This is a genomic window from Pseudoalteromonas sp. QJM3NY_22, assembly GCF_056173065.1.
In genome coordinates this window covers 2,513,334-2,524,990 of sequence record NZ_CM149655.1, presented here as the reverse complement: position 1 = coordinate 2,524,990, position 11,657 = coordinate 2,513,334, and the positions used below count along the sequence as shown (strand labels likewise).

The following is an 11,657-nucleotide window of genomic DNA, read 5'->3' as shown; positions in this document are numbered from 1 at the left end:
AAAAGACACACAATGAAAAAATCAGTTTATGTATCCGCAGTACTGTGTAGCGCACTTATTTCTACAGGGTGTTCAGAGAATAACAAACCTGAGCAACCGCAAGCGCCTGCATACACAAAAAGTGAGCTTACCAAGCCGGTTGTATATCAAGTATTTACTCGCTTGTTTGGTAATACCGAAACAGCCAATGTTTCATGGGGCACTAAAGAGCAAAATGGCGTAGGTAAGTTTGCCGATTTTAACGATGCCGCCCTCAAAGGTATAAAGGAGCTGGGAACAACGCACGTTTGGTATACCGGCGTATTACACCACGCCTTAGTAGGCGATTATAGCGATTATGGGATTTCTCAAGACGATCCTGATGTTGTAAAAGGACGAGCAGGTTCGCCATATGCAATAAAAGATTATTATGATGTAAATCCTGATTTAGCAATTAACGTGACGAATCGTATGGGAGAGTTTAGCCAGCTCATTGAGCGTACGCACAGCCATGGCATGAAAGTCATTATTGATATAGTGCCTAATCATGTTGCGCGTAATTATCAATCGCTAGGCAAGCCTAAAGGGGTTGAAGATTTTGGCGCGCAAGACGACACCAGTAAAACGTACGATAAAAACAACAATTTTTACTATGTGCCTGGGCAGTCATTTCAAGTGCCTACCTCTACAACCTATAAAGTGCTAGGCGGGAATGCTCATCCTCTTGTTGATGGTTTTTTTGATGAAACACCCGCCAAATGGACAGGTAATGGTGCTCGATCTCCAAAACCAGATATGAACGATTGGTACGAAACAGTAAAAGTGAATTACGGTGTAAAGCCTGGTGGCAGCTACGACTTTGTAGAGTTACCAAATGAATACAAGAATAAAGATTACCGTGCTCACTACGCGTTTTGGCAAGATAAAGAGCTCCCTAACAGCTGGTACAAATTTAGAGACATTGCGCTTTTTTGGTTAGATAAAGGTGTTGATGGCTTTAGGTACGACATGGCCGAAATGGTGCCGGTTGAATTTTGGAGCTTTTTAAACTCATCAATAAAAATGCAAAAACCTGATGCATTTTTACTTGCCGAAGTTTACAACCCAAAAATGTACCGTGCTTATATCCATCAAGGTAAAATGGACTATTTATACGATAAGGTCGGTTTTTACGATACCTTAAAAGCAATTATGCAAAGCAAGCAACCTGCAAACGCTATTTTTGATGCGCAGCAACAGGTTGCGGATATTGAACAGCACATGCTGCACTTTTTAGAAAATCACGACGAACAACGTATCGCAAGCCCAGACTTTGCAGGCAAAGCTGTGTGGGGTAAACCAGCCATGGTGGTTTCAAACCTGATTAGCCGTGCACCCACCTTATTATATTTTGGCCAAGATGTAGGGGAAGATGGCTCTGAAAGTGCAGGCTTTGGCTTACCAACCCGCACCAGTATTTTTGATTACATTGGCGTACCAGCGCATCAAGCATGGATGAATAGCGGTAAGTTTGACGGCGCTAATTTAACAAAAGAGCAGTCAGCACTTCGTGATTACTATAAAGCCATTCTGTCACTTAATAGTTTACCTGCAGTGGTGGGCGGTGAAATGAGTGAGCTTAGCGTTACAGGAAGTGAGCGAGTTGTAGGATTTACCCGCAAACTTGGCCAACAAATGCTTTACGTATTAAGTAACTTTAGCGAACAATCTCAAACAATTACGGTTAATTTATCAAAAGTGCAATTAGCGGGACTCAGCGAATACACTCAATTGCATGACTTACTTGAGCAGCATAGCACCGAGATTACATCAGGGTCTCAAGGCGCAACCTTCACACTTACACTTGATGCATTTAGCAGCGCAGTATTAACAAATAAGGCTAATAATGAATAATCAAAATAATAGCGACAAGCCAACTCTAAGCTTTTGGCAAATATGGAACATGTGTTTTGGCTTTTTAGGCATACAGTTTGGTTTTGCCCTACAAAACGGTAACGTGAGCCGAATATTTCAAACCCTTGGCGCACAAGTGGATGATATTCCTATTTTATGGGTAGCAGCACCGCTAACCGGTTTAATTGTGCAACCTATTATTGGTTATTGGAGTGATAAAACGTGGTGTCGTTTTGGTCGTCGTCGTCCATTTTTCTTTTTGGGTGCAATATTAACAACCATTGCATTGTTTATTATGCCGCATTCGCCAACATTGTGGATTGCTGCTGGTATGTTGTGGATTATGGATGCGTCAATTAACGTAACCATGGAACCATTTAGAGCACTTGTTGGTGATAACTTGCCAGAAAAACAACGCGCTACCGGTTATGGGTTACAAAGTTTTTTTATTGGAATAGGTGCAGTTTTGGCATCAGCACTGCCATGGATGATGACAAATTGGTTTGATGTGAGTAACACGGCAGCTATTGGTGAAATACCAGACTCAGTTAAGTACTCATTTTACTGGGGTGGCGTTGTTTTACTAGCTGCTGTGTTGTGGACTGTTGCAAAAACTAAAGAATACACACCTGAGCAATTAGCTAAATTTGAGGCGCAAAAAGGGCCAGCTGTAACAGCTGAAATTGCTGATATTAACTATAATAAAGGCGGCATTATATTTGTTGTATTAGGCATTGCAACACTTGCCCTTGTGATGGGCTTAGCGCTTGAAAAAGAACTTTATTTATTAGCAGGTGGCTTACTTGCCTTTGGCATTGTGCAGTGGATAGCAGGTTTATTAAAAGCTAAAAATCACACTCAAGGGGGCTTTTATCAAGTAGTGCAAGATGTATTTACAATGCCCACTGCGATGAAGCAATTAGCTTGGGTGCAATTTTTTAGTTGGTTTACCTTATTTGCGATGTGGATTTATACCACGTCGGCAGTAACAAGCTTTCATTATGGTAGTAGCGATACAACATCAAAAGCGTTTAACGATGGCGCTGATTGGGTCGGTATTTTATTTGCGGCTTACAATGGATTCGCTGCTATTGCCGCAATGTGCATTCCATTCTTAGTTAAAAAAATGGGCTTAAAAGGCGCGCATTGTTTTAACTTATTACTAGGCGCATTAGGCCTTGCCAGCTTTATGTTTATAACAGACCCCAAAATGCTGCTTATTCCTATGATTGGTGTTGGTTTTGCGTGGGCTTCAATATTGTCACTGCCTTATGCAATGCTAAGTAACTCATTACCGAGTAATAAAATGGGTGTTTATATGGGAATATTTAACTTCTTTATTGTTATTCCACAGCTACTTGCAGCCAGTATTTTAGGACTTATTTTGAGCCATGTGTTTTCTAATCAGCCCATTTACGCTTTGTTAATTGGTGCTGCGTCATTTGTATTAGCAGCCATTGCTGTTATGCGCGTTAAAAATTCTAATTAAGAGTAAAAAATGAAAAACTATAACCTAATTACTATTTCATTATTAGCACTTGGATTAACTGCATGCGGTGCTCAAAATACGAATCAGTCACAAACAGTACAAACATCTAAAACAACTGCGCCTGGTGCTCCGGGCAGCGACCCGTTTTGGTCATACGCAGGTAAAACAGGGATTGGCACATCGTACGAGCAATACCAAAATGGTCATTACACAAGTGATGCACCAACAGGTGTAGTATCAAAAGTCTGGTTTTCAATTGCTAAAGGCATGATCACCGAAACTATGTTTGGCCTTATTCATCAAGCACAAATAAAAGATATGCAATTTGTGGTAACAGGAAAAGACTTTACTGTTAGCGAAGCAGACGATCTTGATGTCACTATTGATTATCTATACAAAGACGAGCAAGGCCGTCCGTTATCACTTGCTTATAAAATAGTAAGTAAAGATAAACAAGGCAGATTCACTCTTGAAAAACACGTTTTTACCGATCCTGATGGGCAAAGTTTATTTGTTCGTAGCGTGTTTAATACCGACCTTAAAGACGTTAAAGCCTATGTTGTGGTAAATCCATATATTGATAATAACGGCCTTGATGATTTTGCAAAAACTACCGAGCAAGGTTTAGTTGCTTGGCAAGGTGACAACTACTTAACATTGCAAGCAAATACTGAATTTGGCGCAAAAACGGTTGGCTTTACGGGTGTAAGCGATGGTTTGGATGAGCTTAAAAAGTCACAATCATTAAATACCAGCTATAGCAATACTGGTGAGCAGTCAGGTAATGTCAGTTTACTTGCTGAGCTTGGCAATATTGAAAGTAATACCACGTTTGATTTAGTACTGAGCTTTGCACATAACGAGCAACAAAGTGCAGAGCAGGGCGCCCAAACATTAGCAAAAGGTTATCAAAGTGTACTTGATAACTACAATGGTAAAGGTGCGGCATTTGGTTGGCAAGATTACCTACAAAGCCTTACACCTATTAATAAAATGACGTGGCAAACGGCCGATAACGGTAAGTTACTTTATACCAGCGCAATGGTATTAAAAGCGCAAGAAGACAAAACGTACGCAGGTGCGCTTATTGCGTCGTTGTCTAATCCGTGGGGCGAAACCGTATCGGCTAAAACAGGCTCAACTGGTTATAAAGCAGTGTGGGTACGAGATTTCTACCAAGTAGCTATGGCATTTATGGCACTGGGTGATACAGCTACGGCAAAAATAGCATTCGAATACCTTGAAAAAGTTCAAGTTAATAGCAAAACGCCAGGTAACAATGGCGATACAGGGTGGTTTTTACAAAAAACACATGTCGATGGCGAACTTGAATGGGTGGGTGTGCAGCTTGATCAAACTGCGATGCCAATTATGCTTGCGTGGAAATTACATCAAACAAATGTACTTAGTGATGCCGAGCTTAAAGACTGGTACGCACGTATGTTAAAACCAGCGGCGGATTTTTTAGTCGAGGGAGGACGCGCGAAAATTTTATGGAATGATACACAAATCACGCCACCGGCAACCCAACAAGAGCGCTGGGAAGAGCAAAGTGGTTATTCGCCTTCAACTACTGCAGCGGTTGTTGCAGGTTTAATTAGCGCCGCAGATATTGCAAATATGGCCGGCGATACAAAAAATGCAGAACGTTATTTAGCAACGGCAAAAAATTATAACGCTGACATCGAAAAAATGATGTTTACCACCCAAGGTAATTTAGAATCAAAAGCCACCGATGGCGAATATTTCATTCGTATTGGTCAAGATAAAAATGCCAACTCCAATACAACAATTAACGCAAACAACGGGCGAGAAGGCTTTAATAAAAAACAGATTTTAGACGGTGGCTTTTTAGAGTTAGTACGCTATGGGGTACGTGATGCACTTGCACCAAGCATTGTAAAAACGCTACCAGAATACGATGACGAAACACTCGCTGACAATCTACAAGTAAAATACAGCTTTAACTTTAGCGATGGTAGTGGCTCATTTGCAGGTTATCGTCGTTATGGCAACGATGGCTATGGCGAAGATGAAGTAACCGGTACAAATTACGCTGAAAATGGAAGTAACACACCTGGGCAACGCGGACGTGTATGGCCATTTTTTACAGGCGAACGTGGTCACTATGAAATAGCAGCAGCCAATGCCAGCAATACATTCAATGACGTAAAACAAGCTGAAATTAAAAACAGTTACGTTAAAGGGCTAGAGCAATTTGCCAATGAAGGCATGATGTTACCAGAGCAAGTATGGGACGGCGTTGGTGTAAATAAAGCAGGTTATACACTGGGCGAAGGAACTAATTCAGCAACACCTCTAGCTTGGACACACGCAGAATACATTAAGCTGGTACGCTCACTCAGTGATAAACAAGTATGGGATCACTACCCAGTTGTTAAAAAAGCACTAAAATAGTAATTTTTCATATTTTTAAATTTAAAAGCCATGGTTTATAACCATGGCTTTTTAGTATCTGTGACCTAAGAGTTGTTAAGCTGACCTCCTTGCTTTTAGTTCATTAAATCTGATTATCCATAAAGCGTATGTTCACCTCAATCGGAACACTTTTATTGTGGCTGGTTGATCTTTCAGGATTTAAATGTGTTTTATCTAAATGCGGCTTAACCGAGGCGTAAGGAGTGTAACCTAATGGAGCTGGTAACGGCTCCTGCGCTAATATAATGACTTACATCGCCTATGGTGAATAACCTCGACCCATAAGCGCCAATTTGCCTAAAATCAGACATACTGCTGTAAATTTAACCTCGAAAGGTAAATAGGCTCTAGTTAATTTATATCTATTTAACCTGAATTCTGGTTAAGAGATTTATGAACATATTGAACCACAATGATAGTTAAACTTATTTATCTCAAGCAGTTATTATCCAAAGTTCAGGTTATTTAATAACGATAAATATGACAATTTAATTTTTATTTACGTGTAATTTACTCGGGTTGTATTGCCAGTGCTTCGCTTTACCGTATTAGGGTAGTCAATGGGTGTAACTAATTTGTAACCTGTTAACAGGTAGTAAATAAAGCATGTTTTACATGCCTCTGACAACCCACACAAATTGAAAGGTGATACCCGTGCAAAAAATAAACACAATAACTTTGGCAATCGCACTTGCTTGTTCGTTGCCTAGTATTGCTCAAGAGTCTTTAGCAGATCAAAGCAATAGTAACGAGGTTAAAAAAAATGACACTGCATTAGAAGTTATATCGGTAACGGCGACTAAGCGTAAAACAAGGTTAATGGAAACACCCGTCGCAATTACAGCGTTAACATCGGCACAATTAAAACAAAGTGGTGTTAATAATATAAGGGATATAGCAAATCTTGTACCTGGGCTTGATATATCAACGGCAACAGATCAATCAGCACCAGTTATATCTATGCGAGGCGTGCGCTCTACCAATATTACTGAACTTGGCGACCCTGCTGTTGGCGTGCATTTAGATGGAATTTATTCACCAAGAATGCAAGGTGCTTTAGCATTAATGTACGATGTTGAGCGTATTGAAGCACTACGTGGACCACAAGGTACGCTGTTTGGCAGAAACTCGACCGTTGGTAGCATTAATGTTATTTCTGCAAAACCTGATTTTACTGATGATTATGGTAGTGTAACGTTAGAAGCGGGCAAATATAATACACGCAGTGCGGAAGGTTTTTATAACTTTTCAGTTAGCGACGATTTTGCGGTCCGTATTGCAGCTAAAGGGTTAAAACGTGATTCTTATTTGGAAGGTTATTACGATCCTAACCAATACGATACTCGCAGATTAAGTGATGCAGTACTAAATACAGACGTTATTTCACAAGATTCATATCAAAACATTGGCAGTACACTTACTCAACGAGAGAATTGGTGGATAGATGCAGCTGGTACCAACCCAGAGTCGCAGCAAGTTCGCGCGTTAACAGAAGCTGACAAATCAGATTTTTATAATAGTGCTAATGAGTATTCATTTAGAGTAAGTACGTTATGGTCGCCTTTAGATGGTAATTTCACCAACCATACCGTATTTCAAAAATATGTTAACGACAGTGGTAATAATGTTGATTTGGTAAACTGCGATAAATTACGAGGTCGCCCAACAGAGTACGGTGGCGATTGTTCAAACTTTTTACCTTCAGATAATACATATCAAGCGGTTGTGAATGTACCCGGTGAACTTAAATTAGATATAACGTATTTACGTAACACTCTTAATTATGCATTAACAGACGATCTTGATTTAGTGTGGTTAGTGGGCTTTGAAGACATGGAGCGCTCTTCAAAGCAAGATAGCGAAGCGGGTTTAGATGTTTGGGATGGTGCAACTTATTTTTTAGACGGTACTGGCGCTAAATCTTATTCTACAGAGCTACAACTACAATCATCGGATATGTCTGACCTTACTTGGATTATGGGCGTTAACTATTTTCACGAAAAAACCACAACGCTCGGGTATTACGATAATCCAATGGACGATAAAGTATTTTGGGATCAACCTGATAGATCAACCGATGCATTCGCATTTTTTGCTCAAGCTACGTATAAAATAACCCCCAAACTGCACGCCACACTGGGATATCGCTTTAGTGATGAAACAAAAGAAGATAAAGGCGGGCGCTCTTATCGTTGCTCAAATGCAGATGGCTGCGCGCCGGGTTGGTTTAATCGTACTGATTTAAATAACTTGCCAGCAGATTACTTTGAAGATCCTACTATTTACGCATCATTTTTTGAAAATGACAACAAAGGCAGTTGGACGCACCATGACTTTAGAGTGGGTTTAGATTACGACTTGAGCCCCGATACAATGCTTTATACTTATTTAGCAAGCGGCTTTAAAGCCGGTGGTATTGGCGATGTGTTTGAAGTAGTAAACGATAGAACCTCTGAAGTAAATCGATTCGAAACGCAATTTGATCCAGAAGAAGTATTAACATGGGAAATAGGCGCTAAATCGAGCTTTTTTGATAACTCGTTAAATCTACAAGCTGCATTTTTCTACACAGATTACACAGACATGCAGTATGCATCTGTTGGTTCTATTGGTAACGTTGAGCGTCTTTCTGCTGTTGAGGATAATGATGGCAGGCCTATTTTGGATGGCTCAGGAAACCCTGTATTAGATTACATAAATCAGCCTGTTATAGCGTATTACACACAAAATGTACCTGGTTCTACTATTAACAGGCATTGATCAGACCCCTAGGCAACTTTTTGGATTTTATATAAATGCAACGCATGTCCACCAATGAGCCTTATTATCTTTTCCCTGAACTCATCAAAACCATCCAAGCTGATTTTGTCGCCTTGCTGGAGTAGATTAATTCCCTCAAAACACTGAAAGACCCAACGTAATGTTGGGTTAGATATTTCTTTATTGATTTGATTCGCTATCGTGGCTTTTTCTTTTTTCATATTCGCTCTCATTCGTCTTTGCGCGATTGAATAAACTAACAATGAAAGTGTCATCACCATCAACAGAGCATCTATTCTACTTGGCTTTTTGATAAATAATGATGAAACAAAAAACAAGGGGTCTTTTAAAAACCTAAACCCTTTTTCTACTTCAGATTGTGCTTTGTAATGCTTAAGTAAACCTACTGGTGAAAGGGCTTCTTTATCAATATTCGTTGCTAATACGAAGCATGACTTTTGTTCTACAATCTGTTTTATTGCGCTTTCGTTTTCTTCAATTTCTGCCGTGATTTGCCATTCAATATTTTTTACTGGCGCATCTTTTTTAGGTCGCCCTTTACCTTCATAGACTTTATGCTTAATAAATTGCTGAGTCGCTATTTGATGATGCTTCATCTTTTTCGCTAATTTATCTAATGCGCGTTGTGCGTCAGTTTGACAAGCGAAACGTTGAGCTTGTAAATGGAAGAGGTCTTTTTTGATGCCTGTGTGTGCTCGCTCAACTTGTCGAACAATGCTTTTTTGTGCTCGGCTATTAGCTGCTTTTGAATAAATAATCATCCATCTTTGCTTTATCCCCATATGCTCAATCTCTTCAACAACATATTGATAGTTATCATCAATATTAACCCATTGGTTGGCTGCTATGGCTGTACTTATAGAGGATTTTTCAAGAGAAATTGTTGAAGGTACTAGCGTGAGAAATTGAATTTTGGTTAAAAACTCAGCATTACTTTTATGATAAAGTTTACAGTCCGCCACAAGGTATTTAGGAGCTTGGCTTTTTTTGAACTCGTCAACAAGCGCCTTACTTCGCGCTTTAAAAATAGCGGTGTCTGCGCTGTTACCATCCCAGTTTTTACATGCAAGCGGGATCCCACCATCTTGGCTAACAATGATTTCTTGTACGACTTGTTTTAAATCAGGACGGTGAGCCTTGCTATAGCCATGAGTAATTTTAATGACGTTTTCATCACTATCTCCATCATCAAAAGCATATTCACCTGTCAGTGAGTGACTCGTTGTATCAAGTGATTCAAAGGTTTTATCAACTTGTTCTATTTCACATGCTTGTCCGGAGACTAATGAAAATAAGCTTTCACAGCCAAACTCGAAGCATTGATCGAGAGTTCTACCAAGTTTGTGACGATTAAAATGTGATGCTTGAACCCCTTCACGAAATAAATGTTCAAGAGGCAAGTTAGTAAAAAATTGAGGGCTGAGTGATAAAGGTCGATTGGCAAAACCGAGTCCATTCATGATCATGCCTTTTACAGCTTCACCGGGGGTGATTTCTTGTTTATCGTCTTGAGGTAAGTATTGATCTAAAAGGCTGACAATTTTTAAGTCTTCTATAACACCTGAAACAATACCGTGATGGTCTAACCGTTTGATTTTTAGATTCATATACACCTCAAAGTTGAGATGTTATTTTATCAAATTAAAGAGAATTAAGCGTTTAAATTAAATCGAAATTTTTGAAATTGGTCTGATCAATGTCTGTTTTAATTCCTTCTATGCTTATTCAGCCTTTAGTTGAAAACGCTTTAAAGCATGGAATGGATCAAGCTCAAAACATAACAATAACGCTAAGAATAGAGCAAAAGAATAATACGTTGTCTATTTCTGTTTTAGATACAGGCAAAGGTTTTAACACAAATACTAATTCTCAAAGAGGAATAGGCTTAAAAAATTGTGAACAACGATTAAGCTTAATTTATCCTCAAAATAATAAATTTAAAACAGGTAACAACGAACTGGGCGGAGCGTGGGTTAATATGGCAATTCCACTTGAGCGTACACAGGAGAATATGCATGCAGCTAAAAACACTGATAGTTGATGATGAGTACAGTGCTATAGAAGGGTTGATGATAAGGCTTGAAAGTTTTCCTCAAATAGATGTTATTGGCCATGCTAATAGTGTAGATGACGCCGTAAGTATTATAAATAAAACCCAACCAAACCTTATTTTTTTAGATATAGAAATGCCTGAAAAATCAGGCTTTGAGTTAGTTAAATACTTTATTGGGAATTATTGCCCTGCTGTTATTTTTGTTACAGCTTTTCATCAGCATGCAGTGCAAGCTTTTGAAGTTAAGGCGGTAGATTATTTGCTCAAGCCGGTTAAATTGCAGCGCTTAGGTGAAGCTATTGAGCGCGCAAGTGAACGTTTAAGTAGCGTGGTTAACAAGCAGCAATTACTTGAAATGCGCGAAAGTTATTTAAACGCGCAGCAACCAAGACTCACCAACTCAACAAAAATTGAAACGTTAGTTGAGGCTAATAACTTAATTATACAAGATGGTCGAAACCCTATACAACTTGTACCTTACAACGATATTTTATGTATAGATGCAGCAGGTGATTATATGTGTGTACATACTCAACAAGAAACATTTGTGATGCGCGCTCGAATGAAAAGTCTCGAAAAAGATACACTCCCAGCTGATTTTGTACGCATACATAAATCAGCTATCGTAAATCTGAAGCATGTAAAGCGTTTAGAACCTCTGCGAAATAGTGAGTACAACGCTATTTTAAAAAATGACAAATCTATGAAAGTAAGCCGTACTTACAGCAAAGAACTAAAAAGTCGATTACTTAAAAACTCTGGTTACTTATTATCACAGAGTTTGAATTAGAAATAATGGTTTCAGTGGCAATTATATTGCTCAATTATTTTATCTTCTTCATTCTCAGGTTCAAGAATGAAGCTAAACCAGTAGCAGATAGACGAAGTGATGAAAAAGCAGAACTGCACGTCCTGGTTATAAAAATAAAAGGGTTTAATGAATAAAGCCTCGCTACAAAGGTTTTATTGGATAGGTAAATAATTTAAAACTTGAATTCAAGAGTTCTAATGATTGGGAGTTAG

7 protein-coding genes are annotated in these 11,657 nt (G+C 39.1%); 6 read left to right on the top strand and 1 reads right to left on the bottom strand.

What is annotated here, in order from left to right; translation table 11 throughout:
* Positions 1–12 precede the first annotated feature (12 nt).
* From AC0VZ4_RS11445 to AC0VZ4_RS11430, 4 genes are all read left to right on the top strand, one after another.
* Entirely contained in the window at positions 13–1,872 is a 1,860-nt protein-coding gene (locus tag AC0VZ4_RS11445) for an alpha-amylase family protein (protein ID WP_475439732.1), read from the top strand.
* A complete protein-coding gene (locus AC0VZ4_RS11440) occupies positions 1,865–3,361 on the top strand; it encodes an MFS transporter (protein WP_475439731.1) in 1,497 nt (498 codons plus the stop codon). The genes AC0VZ4_RS11445 and AC0VZ4_RS11440 overlap by 8 nt, the downstream gene beginning before the upstream one ends.
* 9 nt (positions 3,362–3,370) lie before the next feature.
* A complete protein-coding gene (locus tag AC0VZ4_RS11435) occupies positions 3,371–5,779 on the top strand; it encodes a glycoside hydrolase family 15 protein (RefSeq protein WP_475439730.1) in 2,409 nt (802 codons plus the stop codon).
* 675 nt (positions 5,780–6,454) lie between these two features.
* Positions 6,455–8,560, top strand: coding sequence for a TonB-dependent receptor (locus AC0VZ4_RS11430; RefSeq protein WP_475439729.1), 2,106 nt, complete (start codon positions 6,455–6,457; stop codon positions 8,558–8,560).
* An 8-nt stretch (positions 8,561–8,568) separates the two neighbouring features.
* Here the strand turns inward: AC0VZ4_RS11430 and AC0VZ4_RS11425 are convergent, their stop codons facing one another.
* A complete protein-coding gene (locus tag AC0VZ4_RS11425) occupies positions 8,569–10,188 on the bottom strand; it encodes an IS1634 family transposase (RefSeq protein ID WP_475439728.1) in 1,620 nt (539 codons plus the stop codon).
* 89 nt (positions 10,189–10,277) lie between these two features.
* Between AC0VZ4_RS11425 and AC0VZ4_RS11420 the strand changes: the two genes are divergently transcribed.
* Together AC0VZ4_RS11420 and AC0VZ4_RS11415 are read left to right on the top strand one after the other, a co-directional pair.
* Positions 10,278–10,622: an ATP-binding protein gene (locus tag AC0VZ4_RS11420; RefSeq protein WP_475439727.1), complete on the top strand. Its 345-nt coding sequence runs from the start codon at positions 10,278–10,280 to the stop codon at positions 10,620–10,622.
* Positions 10,597–11,424: a LytR/AlgR family response regulator transcription factor gene (locus tag AC0VZ4_RS11415; protein WP_096792971.1), complete on the top strand. Its 828-nt coding sequence runs from the start codon at positions 10,597–10,599 to the stop codon at positions 11,422–11,424. Before AC0VZ4_RS11420 ends, AC0VZ4_RS11415 begins: the two co-directional genes overlap by 26 nt.
* The last annotated feature ends 233 nt before the right edge of the window (positions 11,425–11,657 follow it).